The 17,075-nt window shown below is 71.6% G+C and carries 15 protein-coding genes; 6 read left to right on the top strand and 9 right to left on the bottom strand.

The window, feature by feature from the left end:
- Positions 1 to 27: 27 nt before the first annotated feature.
- Positions 28 to 1,605: a cation:proton antiporter domain-containing protein gene (locus K4G59_RS05345; RefSeq protein WP_231249847.1), complete on the top strand. Its 1,578-nt coding sequence runs from the start codon at positions 28 to 30 to the stop codon at positions 1,603 to 1,605.
- On the opposite strand, the gene K4G59_RS05350 is transcribed toward K4G59_RS05345, so the two are convergent.
- Entirely contained in the window at positions 1,598 to 2,197 is a 600-nt protein-coding gene (locus tag K4G59_RS05350; protein ID WP_231249849.1) for a mycothiol-dependent nitroreductase Rv2466c family protein, read from the bottom strand. The two genes, K4G59_RS05345 and K4G59_RS05350, sit on opposite strands and share 8 nt — an antisense overlap.
- 79 nt (positions 2,198 to 2,276) lie before the next feature.
- Here K4G59_RS05350 and pepN point away from each other — a divergent pair, with 79 nt between their 5' ends.
- On the top strand, positions 2,277 to 4,832 hold the full coding sequence (gene pepN / locus K4G59_RS05355; protein WP_231249851.1) for an aminopeptidase N: 2,556 nt from the start codon (positions 2,277 to 2,279) through the stop codon (positions 4,830 to 4,832).
- A gap of 133 nt (positions 4,833 to 4,965) precedes the next feature.
- Here pepN and K4G59_RS20380 read toward each other — a convergent pair whose 3' ends face one another.
- Complete coding sequence (locus K4G59_RS20380; protein ID WP_231249853.1) at positions 4,966 to 5,349, bottom strand: DUF5130 family protein; 384 nt, start codon at positions 5,347 to 5,349, stop codon at positions 4,966 to 4,968.
- Positions 5,336 to 5,728 carry a hypothetical protein gene (locus K4G59_RS20385; protein ID WP_231249854.1) on the bottom strand — a complete coding sequence of 131 codons (393 nt, stop codon included), beginning with the start codon at positions 5,726 to 5,728 and terminating at the stop codon, positions 5,336 to 5,338. Before K4G59_RS20385 ends, K4G59_RS20380 begins: the two co-directional genes overlap by 14 nt.
- 31 nt (positions 5,729 to 5,759) lie before the next feature.
- Here K4G59_RS20385 and K4G59_RS05370 point away from each other — a divergent pair, with 31 nt between their 5' ends.
- Together K4G59_RS05370 and K4G59_RS05375 are read left to right on the top strand one after the other, a co-directional pair.
- Entirely contained in the window at positions 5,760 to 6,884 is a 1,125-nt protein-coding gene (locus K4G59_RS05370; protein WP_231249856.1) for a mechanosensitive ion channel family protein, read from the top strand.
- Positions 6,885 to 6,927: 43 nt separating this feature from the next.
- On the top strand, positions 6,928 to 7,305 hold the full coding sequence (locus K4G59_RS05375) for a globin (RefSeq protein WP_224279898.1): 378 nt from the start codon (positions 6,928 to 6,930) through the stop codon (positions 7,303 to 7,305).
- Here K4G59_RS05375 and K4G59_RS05380 read toward each other — a convergent pair.
- Entirely contained in the window at positions 7,289 to 8,137 is an 849-nt protein-coding gene (locus tag K4G59_RS05380) for an acyl-CoA thioesterase (protein ID WP_231249858.1), read from the bottom strand. The genes K4G59_RS05375 and K4G59_RS05380 overlap by 17 nt on opposite strands.
- Positions 8,138 to 8,292: 155 nt before the next feature.
- Here K4G59_RS05380 and K4G59_RS05385 point away from each other — a divergent pair, with 155 nt between their 5' ends.
- Together K4G59_RS05385 and K4G59_RS05390 are read left to right on the top strand one after the other, a co-directional pair.
- Positions 8,293 to 9,507, top strand: coding sequence for an acetyl-CoA C-acetyltransferase (locus K4G59_RS05385; RefSeq protein ID WP_231249859.1), 1,215 nt, complete (start codon positions 8,293 to 8,295; stop codon positions 9,505 to 9,507).
- 35 nt (positions 9,508 to 9,542) lie between these two features.
- Positions 9,543 to 10,037, top strand: a complete 495-nt coding sequence (locus K4G59_RS05390; protein WP_231249861.1) for a MarR family winged helix-turn-helix transcriptional regulator — start codon at positions 9,543 to 9,545, stop codon at positions 10,035 to 10,037.
- A 65-nt stretch (positions 10,038 to 10,102) separates the two neighbouring features.
- Here the strand turns inward: K4G59_RS05390 and ettA are convergent, their stop codons facing one another.
- The 5 genes from ettA to K4G59_RS05415 all read right to left on the bottom strand — a co-directional run bounded on the left by ettA (position 10,103) and on the right by K4G59_RS05415 (position 17,043).
- Positions 10,103 to 11,785: an energy-dependent translational throttle protein EttA gene (ettA, locus tag K4G59_RS05395; RefSeq protein ID WP_231249863.1), complete on the bottom strand. Its 1,683-nt coding sequence runs from the start codon at positions 11,783 to 11,785 to the stop codon at positions 10,103 to 10,105.
- Positions 11,786 to 11,885: 100 nt separating this feature from the next.
- Positions 11,886 to 12,296 carry a single-stranded DNA-binding protein gene (locus tag K4G59_RS05400; protein ID WP_231249865.1) on the bottom strand — a complete coding sequence of 137 codons (411 nt, stop codon included), beginning with the start codon at positions 12,294 to 12,296 and terminating at the stop codon, positions 11,886 to 11,888.
- Positions 12,297 to 12,444: 148 nt separating this feature from the next.
- On the bottom strand, positions 12,445 to 14,100 hold the full coding sequence (locus K4G59_RS05405; RefSeq protein WP_231249867.1) for a YfjP family GTPase: 1,656 nt from the start codon (positions 14,098 to 14,100) through the stop codon (positions 12,445 to 12,447).
- A 43-nt stretch (positions 14,101 to 14,143) separates the two neighbouring features.
- Positions 14,144 to 15,937: a dynamin family protein gene (locus K4G59_RS05410; protein WP_231249868.1), complete on the bottom strand. Its 1,794-nt coding sequence runs from the start codon at positions 15,935 to 15,937 to the stop codon at positions 14,144 to 14,146.
- Positions 15,934 to 17,043 (bottom strand): PrsW family intramembrane metalloprotease, encoded by a 1,110-nt coding sequence (locus tag K4G59_RS05415; RefSeq protein ID WP_231249869.1) that lies wholly within the window; start codon positions 17,041 to 17,043, stop codon positions 15,934 to 15,936. Before K4G59_RS05415 ends, K4G59_RS05410 begins: the two co-directional genes overlap by 4 nt.
- Positions 17,044 to 17,075 lie beyond the last annotated feature (32 nt).

Raw genomic sequence — 17,075 nt, forward strand, 5'->3', positions numbered from 1 at the left:
GACGCTCACAGCCCGGTGGGAGGTGACATGTCGCTCGACCTGGTGCTCATGCTGTCGGTGGCCGTGACCGGCGGCCTGCTCGCCCACCTGCTGCGCCTCCCGCCGCTGGTCGGCTTCCTCGTCGCAGGGTTCGTCCTGGCCGGTCTCGGCGTGACCGGCACGCCCGCGCTCGACACGCTGGCCGACCTCGGCGTGGTGCTGCTGCTGTTCGCGATCGGGCTGAAGTTCGACGTCCGCGTGCTCGGGCGTCGCGAGGTCCTCGGCGTGAGCGTGCTGCACGCCGTCCTGAGCATCGGGCTGGTGCTGGGCCTGCTGGCGGCCGCCGGGGCAGCCGGGGCGGGGCTGCTCGCCGACGTCGAGGGCACCGACCTGGTGCTGGTCGCGCTCGCCCTGTCCTTCTCCAGCACGGTGGTCGCAGTCAAGGTCCTCGAGGAGCAGAACGCCACGCGATCGCTGCACGGGCGCACCACCATCGGGATCCTGGTCGTGCAGGACCTGGTCGCGGTGGCCGCCCTGGTCGTCGTCGGGGGCGAGTCCCCCCGCTGGTGGGCACCGCTGCTCCTGTTCCTCGTGCCCGTCTCGTGGCCGGCGCGCCGCGTGCTCGACCGGATCGACCACGGCGAGCTGCTCACCCTCGTCGGGGTCACCCTCGCGCTGGTCCCCGGCTACGCCCTGTTCGACGCCGCCGGGCTGAAGGGGGACCTCGGGGCCCTCGTGGTCGGGGTCCTGCTGGCACCGTCGGCGCGTGCCGAGGAGGTGGCCAAGTCCGTCTTCTCCGTCAAGGAGCTGCTGCTCGTCGCCTTCTTCCTGTCGGTCGGCCTGCACGGCGCCCCCGACGCGTCCGGCATCGCGCTGGCCGTGGCCCTCGTGGCGCTGGTGCCGGTGAAGGCCGTCCTCTTCGCACTGCTGCTGCGCGCATCCGGGTTCCGGGTGCGCACCGCGACCCGCGCGGCGGCCTCACTCGCGAGCTACTCGGAGTTCGCCCTCATCGTCGTCGTGGCGGCGGCGTCCGCCGGCGCGCTGGGGCCGGAGTGGCTGGTCGTGGTGTCGACGGCGGTCGCGCTGAGCTTCGTGGTCGCGTCGGTGACGAGTGCCGTCGTCGACCGCCTGTCGTCGGCAGCCTCGCACCGGCTGCCGGACCCGGTGCGCCTGCACCCCGAGGAGCGCCCCGTCGACCTGCAGCGCGCCGACGCCCTGGTGCTCGGGATGGGGCGGTTGGGCCGGGCAGCCAGCAGTCGACTCGTCGAGGGCTACGGCTTGCGCGTGGTCGGCGTCGACTCCGACCCTGCGCGCGCCGGGGATCTGTCGGCCTACGGTCTGCACGTCGTCGAGGGCGACGCGACCGACCCGCTGTTCTGGGAGCGGGTCACCGACGAGGGCACCGTGCGGCTGGTCCTGCTGGCGATGCCCTTCCACGGCAGCAACCTCGCTGCGCTCGACCAGCTGCGGCGCAGCGGCTTCGGTGGCTCCGTCACCGCGGTCACGCGATATGACGAGGAGGTCGCACAGCTCGCGGAGCGCGCGGCCGTCGTCGGGCTCTACGACGCGGCAGGCGCGGAGCTGGCCGACCGCGCGGTGCGCACGGCCGGCCCCGACCTCAGCTGAAGTCGAGGTCGCCGGTCCGCGAGCGCTTGAGCTCGTAGAAGTAGGGGAACTTCGCGACGGCGACGGCGCCGTCCCACAGCTCGCCGGCCTCCTCGCCGCGCGGGATCTTCGACAGCACCGGACCGAAGAAGGCCGAGCCGTCGATGTGGATCGTCGGGGTGCCGACATCGTCGCCGACGGGGTCCATGCCCTCGTGGTGGCTCTTCGCCACGGCCTCGTCGAGGGACGCGTCGTCCCAGGCCTCGATCAGCTCGGCGGGCAGGCCCACCTCGGCCAGGGAGGCGGCGACCGTCTCGCGAGTGAGCTCCTCGCCGTTGTTGTGGTGACGGGTGCCGACGGCGGTGTACCACTCGCCGAGGGTCGCGTTGTCGTGCTCCTGAGCGATCCTGATCGCGACGCGCACGGGCTTCTCGGTGCCCTGGAGCATCTCGCGGTACTCCGCAGGGATGTCCTTGTCCTTGTTGAGGTAGGCCAGCGACATCACGTGCCACTGCACGTCGACGTCACGGACCTGCTCGACCTCGCGGATCCAGCGCGAGGTGATCCAGGCGAACGGGCAGAGCGGGTCGAACCAGAGGTCAGCGGTGGCCATGTCCACATCAATCCCTCGCCCCGGCCACCTATTCCCCACCGGTGTGGGTCCGGCCTCCTCCCGGTGGCAGGATGCCCGCATGCCTGGAACCAACCTCACCCGGGACGAGGCCGCCACCCGCGCCGCCCTCCTGGACGTCACGTCGTACACCATCGACCTGGACCTCACGAGCGCCACCCGGCCCGACCAGGGCACCTTCTCCTCCACGACCACGCTGGAGTTCACCTGCCGCGAGCCCGGCTCGAGCACCTTCGCCGACCTGGTCGCGCCCACGGTCCGCGAGATCACGCTCAACGGCCGCAGCCTCGACCCCACGACGGCGTACGTCGACAGCCGCATCGCGCTGGACGACCTCGAGGCGACCAACACGCTCGTCGTGACCGCCGACTGCGCCTACTCCAACACCGGCGAGGGCCTGCACCGCTTCGTCGACCCGGCCGACGACAAGGTCTACCTCTACAGCCAGTTCGAGGTGCCCGACGCCCGCCGCGTCTTCACCACCTTCGAGCAGCCCGACCTCAAGTCGGTCTTCACCTTCAACGTCACCGCGCCCTCGCACTGGGTCGTGGTCTCCAACGCCGAGACCCCCGAGCCCCGTGAGCTGGGCGACGGAGCGTCGGTGTGGAACTTCCCCACCACCAAGAAGATGTCGACCTACATCACCGCCGTCGTGGCCGGCGAGTACCACGGCGAGTTCGACACCTACGAGGGCAAGTTCGGCACGATCCCGCTCGGCCACTACTGCCGCCAGTCGCTCAAGGAGCACATGGACACCGCCGAGCTGGTCGCGCTGACCAAGCAGAGCTTCGCGTGGTTCGAGGAGCAGTTCGACTACCCCTACCCCTTCGGCAAGTACGACCAGCTCTACGTCCCGGAGTACAACGCCGGCGCGATGGAGAACGCCGGCTGCGTGACCCTGCGCGACGAGTACCTCCCGCGCAGCCGCCAGCCGCGCTCGTTCTTCGAGTTCCGCACGTCGGTGATCACCCACGAGATGGCGCACATGTGGTTCGGCGACCTCGTGACCATGAAGTGGTGGGACGACCTCTGGCTCAACGAGTCGTTCGCCGAGTGGGCCTGCTACTGGTGCGAGGCCAACGCGACCGACTTCACCGACGCCTGGACCGGCTTCGCCAACGCCCGCAAGCAGACCGGCTACCGCGCCGACCAGCTGCCCTCGACGCACCCGATCGCAGCCGACAACGTCGACCTGCACGCCGTCGAGGTCAACTTCGACATGATCACCTACGCCAAGGGCGCGTCGGTGCTCAAGCAGCTCGTCGCGTGGGTGGGCCTGGAGCCCTTCCTGAAGGGCCTGCGCGCCTACTTCAAGGAGTGGGAGTACGGCAACCCGGAGTTCAAGGACCTGCTCGCCACCCTCGAGAAGTCCTCCGGTCGCGAGCTCCAGGGGTGGGCCCAGGAGTGGCTGCAGACCGCTGGCGTGAACACCCTCTCCCCGTCGTTCGAGCTCGGCGAGGACGGCACCTACTCCTCCTTCGCGGTCGCGCAGACCGCGTCGGAGGAGTGGCCGACGCTGCGCCGCCACCGCCTCGGCATCGGCCTGTACGACGTCGACGCCGCGGGCCGCCTGGTCCGACGCGACTACCTCGAGGTCGACGTCGAGGGCGCCAGCACCGACGTCCCCGAGCTCGTCGGCGTCCAGCAGCCCGCGCTGCTGCTGCTCAACGACGAGGACCACGCCTACGCCAAGATCCGCCTCGACGAGCGCTCCCTGGCCACCGCGATCTCCGCCCTGTCGACCTTCGACGACTCGCTCCCCCGCGCGCTCGTGTGGGGTGCGACGTGGGACATGACCCGCGACGGCGAGATGCGGGCGCGCGACTGGGTCGACCTGGTTCTCGCCAACATCGGCGAGGAGAGCGACGCCTGGGCCGTCACCCGGATCCCGTCGTCCACCGCGCTCGCGGTCCACTCCTACTCCGACCCCGCGCACCGCGCCGAGCTGCGCACGACGTGGGAGCGCGGGCTGCGCGAGCTGCTGCTCGCCGCCGAGGCCGGCAGCGACCACCAGCTGACCTTCGCCCGGTCGTACGCCGCCGCCGCGCACAGCGACGCCGCGCTCGACGACCTCATCGGCCTGCTGGACGGCTCCTTCACGGTCGAGGGCCTCGCCGTCGACCAGGACATGCGCTGGGTGCTCATCACCGCGCTGGCGAAGTCCGGCCGCTTCGGCGACGCCGAGATCGACGCCGAGCTCGAGGTCGACAAGACGATCTCCGGCAAGGAGCAGGCCGCCGCTGCTCGGGTCTCGCAGCCCACCGCGGAGGCCAAGGAGGCCGGCTGGAACGCCATCCTCGACCCGGCGACGCCCAACGAGACGTCGCGCGAGATGGTCTTCTCGATCTTCCGCTTCGGCCAGGAGGACGTGCTCGAGCCCTACCTCGAGAAGTTCCTCAGCGCGGCCGACACGGTCATCGACACCCTCGGCTTCCACAAGGCCTCGACCGTGCTCGAGTACGGCTTCCCCAAGCCGCTCGGGTCGCAGGCGACGCTGGAGCGCCTCGACGCGTGGCTCGCCGACAACAGCGCCCCGAAGGGTGCGCAGCGCTACGTCGGCGAGGCGCGCTCCGAGATCGCCCGGGCGCTCGCCGCCCAGGCCTGCGACGCCCGCTGAGCGGGCGCTTCCTCGCGGTAGACCACGTCGACCGGGCAGTTCCTCGCGATGCATCGCGAGGAACTGCCCGGTCAGCGCATTTCAGCGCGAGGAAGTGCCCGGTCAGCGCATTTCAGCGCGAGGAACTGCCCGCTCAGGCGTGGAGGGTGTTCTGCGGGCGGGCGTGCTCGGCGAGCATCGCGATGCCCCGCTGGAGCCCGCCCAGCAGCTTGCCGGAGGCGAACTCCGACGTCATCGCCAGCACGGCCAGCTCGACCTCGGCGTCGGTGAGGTGCCGGCGTACGTCGCCGCCGGTGACCACCTCGGTGACCCGTCTGGCGGGGTCGACCAGGATCAGCACGCTGCGCGCGGGCGCGACGAGCCGGTTGTGCAGCCGGGTCGCCCAGGCACGCGTGTCATCTCCCTCGGCCGGACCGGCGTAGACGGAGAACTCGAAGCGGCAGGACTGCTCGGCGACGCGGATCGCCCTGTCGAGGGCGAGACGGTCGCTCTCGCTCAGCAGCTCACCAGCTGCCACTGGCGCCACCCGCTCGGGAGCCGTCGCCGTCGGGGGCGGGGAGCTCGGCGACGCCCTGACGGGGTCCGCCGATCCACTGGGCCTCGCCACCGGAGTGGTCGGGCAGCAGCTTCTCGCCGCGGACCATCGCAGGCAGGTAGACCGCGAGCCCGATGAGCACGAACAGCAGCAGCGGCGCGCCGGCGTAGAGCGCGAGCGCACCGAGGAAGTCGAGGTTGTTGACCTCGTCCTGACCTGCCCAGCCCTCCGGCACGTCGGCATGGGCCGGCGCGGCCAGCACAGCAGCGCTGAGGAGGACGCTGGAGACGGCGGCGACGCGGCCGGTCCGCCGGGGACGGGAGCGCCGGGTGCGGGTGGCGAGGCTGACGGGCGTGGTCACGGGCACAAGGGTATCGCCCATACTGGCGGGCATGCCTCACCCCCTCACCACCCCGATCATCGACGTGACCAGGGTCTCCGGGAGCGAGACCGACGCCCTCACCGCATGCTCCACCGACGAGTACCTCTGCACCCGGGTGCTCGAGTGGACCGGCAACCAGGATCTCGCCAACGCGGCGGACTGGATCGTCGGGAAGCCGAGCGCCCTCCTGGGACTGATCTTCATCGGACTCCTGGTCCGATGGGTGCTCCACCGCCTCATCGACCGCGTCGTGAAGCGCGCCGAGGTGGGCATGCTGCCCAGCCGCGTCAGCCGTGCAGTGACTGGTGGCCGGATGGGTGCCGCGCTCAACCTGACCGAGGACCCCGGCCACACCCGGCGCGTGCAGCGCGCGGCGACCATGGGCTCCCTGCTCAAGAGCATCGTCACCGGCGTCATCTTCACCGTGGTCGCCCTGATGTTCATCTCCGAGCTCGGCTACGACATCGCCCCGCTGATCGCCAGCGCCGGCATCATCGGCGTCGCGATCGGCTTCGGCTCGCAGGCACTGGTCAAGGACTTCCTGTCGGGCATTTTCATGATCTTCGAGGACCAGTACGGCGTGGGTGACGAGGTCGACCTCGGCGAGGCCGTCGGCACCGTCGAGGCCGTGAGCCTGCGCGTCACGCGCCTGCGCGACGTCAACGGCACGGTCTGGTACGTCCGCAACGGCGAGATCCTGCGGGTGGGCAACATGAGCCAGAACTGGGCCCGCACGGTGCTCGACGTGGGCGTCGGCTACGGCGAGGACCTCGCGCGCGTGCGGAGCGTGCTGGCCGACGTGGCGCACGACCTGTGGGAGGACGAGGACTTCAAGGGCCGGATCATCGAGGAGCCGTCGGTCTGGGGCGTGCAGGACCTCGGCCCGGACGCCGTCCTGGTCCGCGTCGCCCTCAAGACCGCGCCGCTCGAGCAGTGGGCCGTCGCCCGCGAGATGCGCCAGCGGATCAAGTACCGCTTCGACCACGAGGGCATCGAGATCCCCTTCGCCCAGCGGGTGCTGTGGATGCGCGACGGAGACCCCCGAGCTGCCGGCGACGCAGCGGACTCCCCTGCCGAGCCCCCGCCCGGTGCGCCGCCCGCCGACGGACCCGCGCGCGCGGAGGGACCCGCCTGAGGGCGCCTCCGGTGCGTTCCGGTGCACCCGACACAATGGTCGGGTGACCACCACCTTCTACGACGAGATCGGCGGCGAGCAGACGATCCGCACGATCGTCCACCGCTTCTACGAGGGTGTGGCCGACGACGAGCTGCTGCGCCCGATGTACCCCGAGGCCGACCTGGGCCCGGCCGAGGAGCGCTTCGCGCTGTTCCTCGTGCAGTACTGGGGCGGGCCGTCGACGTACTCCGAGACCCGTGGGCACCCGCGCCTGCGGATGCGGCACGCGCCCTTCCAGGTCACCCCGGCGGCCGCGCAGCGCTGGCTGGTCCACTTCCGGGCCGGCCTCGACGCCGCGGACCTGACACCGGAGCAGGACGAGCGGTTCTGGGACTACGTCACGCACGCCGCGCAGTTCATGGTCAACACCTTGGAGTGAGCTCCCGGTAGGCGTCCGGGACGGGAGCCGGTCGGCCCGTGGCGCTGTCGATGCACACCCCCACGACGCGGGCACGGGCCAGCACCTCGTCGCCGTCGCGCACGACGGACTCGAAGACCACCGAGGTCCGGCCGGTCCGCGAGACCCACGTGCGGCAGTCGTAGGGCTCGGGCCGGAACAGGATCGGGCGCACGTAGTCGACGTCGGTCTGCGCGACGACGAGGTGGTAGCCCTCGCCCAGCTCGCCGGCCTGCGAGACCAGCAGCTGGATGCGGGCCTCCTGGAAGTACTCGAAGTACTTCACGTTGTTGACGTGGCCGTAGATGTCCACGTCGCTGAAGCGCACGTGCACCGGATAGGCGCCGCCGGGGACTTCCACGACCCCGACCGCCGCCGGTGGGCGTACGGGCTCGTCCGGCTCGAGGAGGCGGGTCAGTGACTCCTTCTCCCCCGCGTGCAGGCGCCGCGGTCGCTCGGTCGCGAAGACGTAGGGCGTCAGCACGGTGCGGGCGCGCAGGAAGACGGTGCGCTCCCCCGCCTCGTCCTCGGCGAAGACCTCGTAGCCCATGGTGAAGCTCGCGGCGCGGATCTCGGTGACCCAGCACTCGACGGCGACCGGCTCGAAGGAGAAGGTCAGCGAGGAGACGTAGGTGACCTCGTGACGCACCACGACCACGCCCTCGGCCAGGTCGTCGGCCCGGCTGTCGGGGGCGTGGGTGCGGAACATGTCCACCCGCGCCTCCTGCATGTAGTCGACATAGGTGACGTTGTTGACGTGGCCCAGCAGGTCGAGGTCGGCCCACCTGAGCGGGCAGCGGTAGAGATGGCGCACGCACCGATCGTCGCAGAACCGGAGCGCGGGGGCGTACGCCGTCCGCCGGGCCCGGTCGCCATGACGTAGGCCACACCGGGGCCGGTGCCGCTGCGGAGGACGGCGGACTAGGGTGCCGGGAGACTTTGCCAACCCACGAGCAACCCGGAGTTCCCATGCCCGAGGCAGTGATCGTTTCCGCAGCGCGTACCCCCATCGGCCGGGCCAACAAGGGCTCGCTGAAGGACTTCCGCCCCGACGACCTCACCGCGCTCGCCGTGCAGGCCGCGCTCGACAAGATCCCCGGTCTCGACCCGACCACCATCGAGGACCTGCTGCTCGGCTGCGGCCTCCCCGGTGGCGAGTCGGGCAACAACATGGCCCGCGTCGTGACCACGCTCCTCGGCCTCGAGGTCCCCGGCGCCACGGTCACCCGCTACTGCTCGTCGTCGGTGCAGACGACCCGCATGGCCTTCCACGCGATCAAGGCCGGCGAGGGCGACATCTTCGTCTCCGCCGGGGTCGAGACCGTCTCGCGCTTCGCCAAGGGCACCTCCGACCACATCCCCGGCACCCGCAACCCGCTCTTCGAGGACGCCGGCGCGCGCACCGACGAGTACGCCAAGGGCGGCCGGGACTGGCACGACCCGCGCGAGGACGGCCAGCTGCCCGACATCTACATCGCGATGGGCCAGACGGCCGAGAACGTCGCACGGATGCGCGGCCTGGACCGCAAGGAGCTCGACGAGTTCGCCGTCCGCTCCCAGAACCTCGCCGAGAAGGCGATCGCCGACGGCTTCTGGGAGCGCGAGATCACCGCGGTCACGACGCCCGACGGCACGGTCGTGACGAAGGACGACGGCCCGCGCGCCGGAGTGACGTACGACGCCATCGCCGGCCTCGACCCGGTCTTCCGCCCCGACGGCGTGGTCACCGCCGGCAACTGCTGCGCGCTCAACGACGGCGCCGCCGCCGTGGTCGTCATGTCCGACACCAAGGCCGCCGAGCTCGGCCTGACCCCGCTCGCACGGATCGTGTCCACCGGTGTCTCCGGGCTCTCCCCCGAGATCATGGGCCTCGGTCCCGTCGAGGCCACGAAGAGCGCCCTCGAGCACGCCGGCATGAGCATCGGCGACATCGACCTCGTCGAGATCAACGAGGCGTTCGCCGCGCAGGTCGTGCCGTCCTACCAGGACCTCGGCATCGACCTGGACCGCCTCAACGTCAACGGCGGCGCCATCGCGGTCGGCCACCCCTTCGGCATGACGGGCGCGCGCCTGCAGAACACGATGCTCAACAGCCTGGACTGGCACGACAAGTCCACCGGCCTCATCACCATGTGCGTCGGCGGCGGCCAGGGCATGGCGATGATCCTCGAGCGCGTCGGCTGACGGGTCCCGGCACTGCACGGCACTAGGCTGGCGCCATGACCACCACGGGGGAACCGCGCTGGCTCGACGACACGCAGCAGCACTCGTGGCGTGCCCTGATGATGGGCATGACGCTGCTGCTGGAACGTCTCGACGACGACCTGCGCCGCGAGTTCGGGATGTCGCTGACCGAGTACGAGGTGCTGGTGCGGCTCTCCGAGCGTCCGGGCCGGGCGATGCGGATGGCGCACCTGGCCGACGCGATGGCGCACTCGCGCAGCCGGGTGACCCACACCGTCGCCCGGATGGAGGCCGTCGGCTACGTCACCCGCGGCACGACGCCCGAGGACGGTCGCGGCGTCGTCGCGACGATGACCGACCAGGGCTACGAGCTGCTCGAGCGGGCCGCGCCGTGCCACGTGGAGAGCGTGCGCCGCAACATCGTCGACCTCGTCGCCGAGGACGACTTCGCCGCGGTCGGGCGGGTCTTCGACCAGGTGGCCGACCACCTGGTGACGCGGCACCCGGAGTCGGAGATCCGTACGCAGTAGCCGGGCCTCAAGCACAAGAGCCGCCCGCAAGCTTTCTCGCGGGCGGCTCTTCGTGTCGGGCCGGGTCAGTCCCGGGTCAGGCGACGGTGCGTGACGCGGTGCGGCCGCGCCGCCTCGATGCCGAGACGCTCGATCTTGTTCTCCTCGTAGGCGGCGAAGTTGCCCTCGAACCAGAACCACCTGGCCGGGTCCTCCTCGTCGCCCTCCCACGCCAGGATGTGGGTGGCGACGCGGTCGAGGAACCACCGGTCGTGGGAGGTGACCACGGCGCAGCCGGGGAAGTCGAGCAGCGCGTCCTCGAGCGAGGACAGGGTCTCGACGTCGAGGTCGTTGGTGGGCTCGTCGAGGAGCAGCATGTTGCCGCCCATCTTGAGCGTCAGCGCGAGGTTGAGGCGGTTGCGCTCACCACCGGAGAGCACGCCGGCCTTCTTCTGCTGGTCCGGGCCCTTGAAGCCGAACGACGCGACGTAGGCGCGGCTGTTCATCTCGAAGTTGGCGACCTTGATGAAGTCCAGGCCGTCGGAGACGACCTCCCAGACGTTCTTGTTGGGGTCGATGCCACCACGGCTCTGGTCGACGTAGGAGATCTTCACGGTCTGGCCGACCTTGAGCTCACCCGCGTCAGGCTCCTCCTGGCCGGTGATCATCCGGAACAGCGTGGTCTTGCCGACGCCGTTGGGGCCGATGACGCCGACGATGCCGGCGCGCGGGAGCTTGAACGAGAGGTCGTGCATGAGGGTGCGACCCTCGAAGCCCTTCGCGAGGTCGTCGGCCTCCAGCACGATGTCGCCGAGGCGCGGCCCGGCCGGGATGTTGATCTCGGAGGTGTCGATCTTGCGCATCCGGTCGGCCTCCGCCGCCATCTCCTCGTAGCGCGCGAGACGCGACTTGCTCTTCGTCTGGCGGGCCTTGGCGTTGGAGCGGACCCACTCGAGCTCACGCTCGAGGACCTTGGCGCGCTTGGCGTCCTTCTGGCCCTCGATCTTGAGGCGGTCCTTCTTGGTCTCGAGGTAGGTCGTGTAGTTGCCCTCGTAGGGGTGCGCCTTGCCGCGGTCGAGCTCGAGGATCCACTGCGCGACGTTGTCGAGGAAGTAACGGTCGTGGGTCACGGCCAGGACGGCGCCGGGGTAGGAGGCGAGGTGCCCCTCGAGCCACTGCACCGACTCGGCGTCGAGGTGGTTGGTGGGCTCGTCGAGGAGCAGCAGGTCGGGCTGCTGGAGCAGCAGCTTGCACAGCGCGACGCGGCGGCGCTCACCACCGGAAAGATTGTCCACCAGGACGTCCGGCGGCGGGCACCGCAGTGCGTCCATGGCCTGGTCGAGGCGGCTGTCGAGGTCCCACGCGTTGGCGTTGTCGAGCTCGGTCTGGAGGTTGCCGGTCTCCTCCATGAGCGCGTCCTGGTCGGCGTCGGGCTCGCCCATCTCCATGTAGGCGTCCTCGAGACGCTTCATCTTGGCCTTGAGCTCGCCGACGGCCTCCTCGACGTTCTCCAGGACGGTCTTGCCCTCGCTCAGCGGGGGCTCCTGCTGGAGCATGCCGACGCTCGCCTCGGGGTCGAGGATCGCGTCGCCGTTGTTGGCGTGGTCGAGCTGCGCCATGATCTTGAGCAGCGAGGACTTGCCCGTGCCGTTGGGTCCGACGACGCCGATCTTGGCACCGTGGAGGAACGAGAGGGTGACGTTGTCGAGGACGACCTTGTCACCATGGGCCTTGCGCACGTTGCGCAGTGTGAAGACGTACTCAGCCATGCGGGCGAGCCTACGGGGAACCGGACCCCGCCCGACAATCGCGCCTCCCCCGGAGCGGCTGTCGACCGACCGGGCCCCGGAGGCCGCCGGCCCGCCCTCCTCAGGCCGCCTGCGGCGCCGCCTCGCTCGCCACCGGCTGCACCTCGGCGACCTCGGGCGCCACCGCCTTCGCGAACCGGGTCGTGCCGTGGCTCAGGTCGTGGCCGACCGAGGTCGCCACGACCTCGAAGGAGGTCTGCGGCTTGCCCTCGCGCTCCCACACGTCGGCGACGAGCCGGCCGTGCACGACCACGGGATCGCCGCTGCTCAGCGAGTCGGCCACGTGGCGGGCCAGCCGGTTCCACGCCTTCACGGTGTGCCACGAGGTGGTGCCGCGGACCCACTCGCCGTCGCGGTAGCGGCTCGGGGTGCAGGCCACGCGGAACGAGGCGACCTGTCGGCCCTCGGCGAGCTCGCGCAGCGTGACGTCGCCGCCGATCCAACCGGTCAGGGTGATCTGGGTGTCGTACATCGAGGTGTCTCCTGGACTCGGCGGCGGTGGCTCCGCCGCGGTCCCCCAAGACTGTGCACCGGGGCCGACAACCACGACCCGAGGCCACGACCAGCTGTGGACGAGACGACCCGACACGTCCCTGTGGACGACTCGTGGCCCGCGATCCTCAGCGCAGGGCGGTGGTGAGGCCGTCGCGCACCTCGGCGTAGGACGCGATCTCGGCCAGGATCGGGGCAACCACGACCTCCGCGGACACCTCCGAGATCGCCTCGCGCAGGCGCTTGTCGGCCGATCGCGCCCGCGATCTCGCGGTGAGCGACACAAGCCAGCGGCACACCAGCGCCAGGAGGATGCCCAGCCCCACCCCGCCCAGCAGCATCAGCGTGGGCAGCGGGAAGGCGCCGACCTCAGGGGTCGGGGGCTCGGGCAGCCGGGCGTAGGAGCCGAAGGCGAGCAGGGCCAGCCACCCGGCGCCGAGGACGGCGGAGACGATCAGGACGTACTGCAGGACACGCACCAGACCGGCCCACACCGGGATCCTCGCCGCGCCGAGGTCGGTCGAGGCGACCGCCCGGTCGAGCCGGTCACCCAGGTCCGGCAGGCGCGAGACCGAGGCCGCACGGACGGCCGATGCCCACGCGGGCGCCATGCCCTCGCCGACGTGGTCGGCCAGGGCCCGGACCTCGGTGTCGACCCGGGCGCGCTCGACGCCGGTGGCTTTCGGCACCGACGTGCGGGCAGCGCCGGTGAGAGCCTTGCCGGACGCGCCGAGGTCGAGGTGGAGCCGCTTGAGCGGGTCGGGCTTGAGCCGGGAGAACCAGGCCGTCACCGGCCACCCGGTCGCCCGGTTGGCCCGCAGGCGGGTGGAGTCTGCGACGGCCTTCACCACGGTCGGCACCCCTGCCGCCTCGGCGAAGGCGTCGTCGAGGGCGGCGACCCGCTCCTTCGACAGGGACGGCGCCTTGGCGGTGCCGGTGGCCTCCTGGAGACGCTGCGCGGCGCTCTTCACGTCGGCCTCGAGCCGGGAACGGGTGACCTTCTTGGCCGCGACGCGCTCGGCGATCATGCCGCGCAGCTCATCGACCCCCCAGCCGTGGCGCGCGCTCACGCCGAGCACCGGGACGCCGGACAGGCCGTCGGCCTCGAGCAGGCGGCGTACGTCGTCGAGCATCGAGGCGCGCCGGTCCTCCGGCACGGTGTCGATGTGGTTGAGCACGACGAGCATCACATCGCGGTGCCCCGACAGCGGCTTGAGGAAGCGGTCGTGGATGGCGGCGTCGGCGTACTTCTGCGGGTCGAGCACCCACACCAGCATGTCGGCGAGCTGCACCAGGCGCTCGACCTCGAGGTGGTGGGAGACCTCGGTGGAGTCGTGGTCGGGCAGGTCGAGGAGCACGACGCCGCGCAGCTCGACGTCCTCGTCGGCCGCCGACAGCATCGAGTCGCGGGTGACCTGGTGGCGCGCGGGGATGCCGAGCCACTCGAGCAGCTCCTCGGCCCCCTCCTTGCCCCACACGCAGGCGGTGGCCCACGACGTGGTGGGACGGCGTACGCCGACCGCGGCGAGCTCGAGCCCGCTCAGCGCGTTGAAGGTGGAGGACTTGCCCGAGCCGGTGGCGCCGGCGAGGGCGACGACGGTGTGGTCGGCAGACAGCTTCAGCCGGCCGGCCGCGCGGGCGGCGACCTTCTCCGCGTCGTCCACGACGGAGTCGTCGACGCGTCCGCGGGCAGCCGTGGCGGCGCGCTCGAGCCCGTCGACGCGGGCGCCGATGTCAGAGCTCCTGGTGACCAGCTTCTTGGCCCCTTCGAGCAACGACGTCATGACTCCCTCACGGTTGGGTGGTGCGGTTCTCGGGGACTCAACCCTAGGGGGCGCTCCCGGCAGAGCCCGAACCCTGGGGCTGCTGCGTCGCGGCGTAGCGCAGGTCGTCGACCTTGCGGGCCGCGGAGCGCATCCGCTCGGGTGCTTCGGGCGAGATCTCGAGGCTGTCGAGGAGGTCGGTGTAGCGGCGACGCTCCGCGTCGAGCAGGTCGCTCATCGAGGTCTCGAGCCGCTGGCGGGCGCGCTCGGCGAGGCTGCGCACCGCCTGGTCACCGAAGACGGCCTCGAGCAGCTTCTGTCCCAGGACGGCCGAGCCGCCGGCGATGCCCGCCTCGGCGCCGACCAGGAGGCCCCCGGTGTGGGCGAAGACGACGATCATCAGCGCGACCGCGAGGCCGTTGACGCCGAAGGCCAGGAAGCGCGCGGTGGAGCGCTTGTCGGCGCCCTCGCTGCGCACCATCTCCAGCACGTCGTCCTGCCAGTCGCGCACGGCGCGCTCGGCGCGGCGGCGGAAGTCGCGCGACGCGCGACCGAGGTCCTCACCCGCATCGCGGAGCAGGACCTGGCCCGCGGCGGTGCCGCGCCAGGACGCCTCGGCACGCTCGGCTGCGGCCTCGGCGTGCTCGAGGATGAGGGTCTCGAGCCCGGACTCGACGGCGACGGTGACGCGCTCTGCCTGCTGCGGCTTGCCCTTGACGGCGTTGACGACCCGGTCGCGGATCCAGCCGACGCGCGTCTCGAGCGTCTTGAGCAGCTCGCCGGTGCCGACGAACTCCTGCCAGCGGGCGAGCACCTCGCCGCGCAGCAGCGAGCCGTCGGCCGAAGCCTCTCCGACCGCCTTCACGGCCCGGTCGTAGGCCTCGTTGGCGTCCTCGCGCAGGCGGCGTACGGCGTCGGTCTGCTCGGTCGCGGCGTCGGCGACGACGTGCGTACGCCGACCGAGCGTGCGGATCGCGCCGTCGAGGGTCTGCTGGACGACCGCGGCGCGGGCGTCCTGGTCGTCGGCCAGGGCCTGCAGCCAGCGGCGGATGTCGATGACCGAGTCCGAGGCCAGCAGTCCCGTCTCGGAGACCTCGCCCTCCTCGACGGTGAAGAGCGGGGAGTCCTTCAGGCCGCGGCTGGCGAGCATCCGCGCGAGGTGGGTGGCGATGGTGTCGACGGCGTCGGGGGGCGTGCGGTCGAGCACGATCGCCACGGCGGCCGAGCGCTCGGCGGCCTTGCGCAGGAAGTCCCACGGCACCTGGTCGGCGTACCTCGCGGCCGAGGTGACGAAGAGCCACAGGTCGGCGGCGGCGAGCAGCTGGGCCGCGAGCACGCGGTTGCGCTCCTCGACCGAGTCGATGTCGGGGGCGTCGAGGATCGCCAGGCCCGGCGACATCGCGGACGAGGCGACCAGCTGGAGGGCCTCGGGGTCGTTGGTCTGCCGGGTGACGCGCTCGAGCTCGGGCAGCAGCCGGTCCTGGCCGAACCACTTCGCGTCGTCGGGGTGGTGCACCAGCACCGGCGAGCGGGTGGTGGGCCGCAGCACCCCGGGCGCGGTGACGCGGGTCCCGACGAGCGAGTTCACCAACGTCGACTTGCCGGCGCCGGTGGACCCGCCGACGACCGCCAGCAGCGGTGCGTCGAGGGTCATCAGGCGCGGGATGACGTAGTCCTCGAGCTGGTCGACCATCTCGGCACGCGCGGCCCGCTGCTCCTCGGCACCGGGCAGCTCCAGCGGCAGCCGGGCCTCCTGGAGCGCACCGCGCAGCCGCACGAGTGCGGTCACCATCGCGGTCGTGGTGTCGGGCGTACGACGGCCGGGGGGCAGCGTCTGGTCCGCCTCGGGCTCGCTCATCGGGTGGGTACCACCTGTCCGGGGAAGGAGATGTAGGGGCGGATGAGCCGCAGCTCCTCGACGTGCTCCTGCCCGCGGACCGCGAAGTCGTCCGGAGCGGTGCCGCGGAGGTAGCGGTGGTGGAGGTAGCCCAGCTCGATGGCCGCCGCCTGGTACTCGCGCATGCCGCGCTCGGCCTGCTTGCCTCCGTGGTGCAGCGCCCAGCGACGTGCGTGCCGGCGGGCGCGCAGGTCCACCAGCCACGGGATGTCGGTGGCGGGCAGCAGTCCGCGGTCGGCGGCGTCCTGGAGCGCCTCGACCAGGAGCGGGCGCTCGGAGCGCCGGCGGTAGACCGCGAACGCCACCACGCCGAGGAAGGCCGGCAGCATCAGCGTGGCGTAGACGACGAGGAACGTGCCCTGGATCGTGGAGTAGTTCCACAACCCGTGCAGCAGCGCGGCGAGCGCGAGGCCCACGACGGGGGCGAGGCGGCGCACGAGCGGGCGGGAGCTGGAGATCGCGAGCCCCACACCGATGCCGGTGAACGCCGTGAAGAGCGGGTGCGCGAAGGGGCTGAGCAGGCACCGGAAGATGAACGTCACCGTGAGCGCCGCCGAGCCACCCTCGAGGCCGTCGGTCCCGCTGTAGGCGCTGGCGAGATAGAGGATGTTCTCGGTGAAGGCGAAGCCGATGCCGACCATCCCGGCGTAGACGATGCCGTCGAGCACGCCGTCGAGCTCGTGGCGCCGCCACCACAGCAGCAGCACCAGGAAGGCGCCCTTGGTGACCTCCTCGGTGACCGGCGCGACCACGGAGAGCGAGTCGGACTCGCTCGCGCCGCCGGCCATGCCGAGGACCTGCAGCACCAGCGCCGCGGCCGTGGCGACGAACGCCCCCCACAGCAGCCCCGCGGCGAGCAGCGCTCGCGGCTCGGGCTCGTAGCGGTCGAGCCACATGAAGCACCCGACGAGCGGGCCGACCGGGAGGGCCGCGAGGAGAGCGGCCAGCGCGAGGGTCCCGGGAGCCCCGGAGAGGGCGACGACGAGGGCCATCGCTGCGGCGCCGACGAGCACCAGGACTGCCACCACGACCGTGAAGGCAACGCTGTCCCGGCGGCGTCGATGCATGGTCGGAGCCTAACCGAGCAAGGCACTTCGAC

Origin of the sequence: Nocardioides furvisabuli (genome assembly GCF_021083185.1) — a bacterium.
Classification (GTDB): Bacteria; Actinomycetota; Actinomycetes; order Propionibacteriales; family Nocardioidaceae; genus Nocardioides; species Nocardioides furvisabuli.